A 1,616-nucleotide genomic window follows, 5' to 3' on the forward strand; every position below is an offset into this window, starting at 1 on the left:
AAACCAGCTAATAGTTTGTCAACATTTTTCAATAAAAAGATTAATAATCTCATGATATACTGAATTTACACATGCTAAATAACCTTCCTTTCAAGTGGTTTTGGAAGGTTTTGTTTTATTTAGTTAGATGTAGATTTTAGGCTATATCTTGGAAAGTAGTTCTGCTTTTTAGTAAGGCGTATATCCAGTGTAAAAGCTTATTCACACAGGCAATAACGGCTACTCTAAAGGGTTTTCCTTCTTCGCGTTTCTTATCGTAAAACTCTCTTAGTCTCTTATTGCGTGCAATGATCTCATCAGTCGTTTTCTTCTTACGGGCATCCCGAATACCGCTTTGAACAGCCATGTACAAGGCGTGACGTAGCCTGCAAGAACCTCGTTTGGTAATTCGATTAACAGATGCGGTAAACTTACCAGATGAGTAAACGCTTGGATCTACTCCAGCGAATGCAACGAGTTTTTTTGCATCATTAAACCGATCTATCTCTCCAACTTCGGAAATAATCGTTGCAGCGATTTTTTCTCCGATTCCAGGGATCGATTGGAGTATTTCATATTCTTCAATTTCACTAGCGAGGGCATCTATTTCATCGGCAATCTTTGAAAGATGCTCTTGATATTGAAGAACAATGCTAATCAACATTTCAAGATTAAAGATGTGACTCTGGTAAAGGTTGTTCTGAAACGGGTTACGAAGGGCTGCTTCTCTTAACTTTTGTGCTCTTTCGTTTGCCCATACCTCTGAACGACTCATACATAGCGAAGCTATTTTTTCAGTTAGTTCTTTTTCACTCACATTTAAAACAGACTCAGAAGTTGGAAATGCCAATAGAGTAAGCAATGATACTTTTGAATACAGACTTCCAAATACACCTCTATACTCAGGGAATACCTGATCTATTAGGGAATGGAGCTGTAACTTAGTCTTGGCTGATATTTCCGCAATACTTTCCTGTTGTCTTGTTAGATTGCGAAGGTTTAAGAGTTGTATTCCTCGTTTTTTATAAGGCTCTAACTCTTCTTTATAGAACAACTCACAAAGATGATAAGCATCAACTGCATCTGTTTTCACCTTCCGTAAACTTGAACTTTTGGCTCGATGTGAGATAAGAGGATTAACCATAATATAAACATAATTTTGTTCCTCCAAAAACTGAATAACGGGAGTATGGTAATGTCCAGTTGACTCTAAAACGACCGCAGGTTGATGACCACCAGCTGATTTTTCTACTTCTTGAAGGAAGAGTAGTAAATTCCCCAATCCTTCAATAGTATGTTGAATACTAAAGCTCTTACGATAAGATTTTCCCTTGTCCAAAAAAGCTTGAACCTGACTTTCTCCTTTTGAAACATCCAGACCAACGACTGGATTCATAATTGAATCTCCTCCTAGAAAATAAATTAGTCGGTAACCCCTAGAGCTGCTTGTAATGTCATAGGTTCGCTTGTTAAACGGGATCAATGTCCCAACCAGCCTGAAACATGTTCATACAAGTAGGGGGCGAACAGTTTAGCTAACGGGATCGAGTCCCACGGGTGCGACGTTCTACCCCGACTACCGTTATCATAAGACCATATAGAAAAAGGTCAACCAGAAAAATCTGGCTAACCTTATA

1 protein-coding gene is annotated in these 1,616 nt (G+C 38.4%); it reads right to left on the reverse strand.

The window, feature by feature from the left end:
• Positions 1-136: 136 nt before the first annotated feature.
• Positions 137-1,375 (reverse strand): IS110 family RNA-guided transposase, encoded by a 1,239-nt coding sequence (locus SAZ04_RS21470; protein ID WP_332699504.1) that lies wholly within the window; start codon positions 1,373-1,375, stop codon positions 137-139.
• Positions 1,376-1,616 lie beyond the last annotated feature (241 nt).

This window comes from Halalkalibacter lacteus (assembly GCF_036663595.1).
In the GTDB taxonomy this organism is placed as follows: Bacteria; Bacillota; Bacilli; order Bacillales; family Bacillaceae_D; genus Halalkalibacter; species Halalkalibacter lacteus.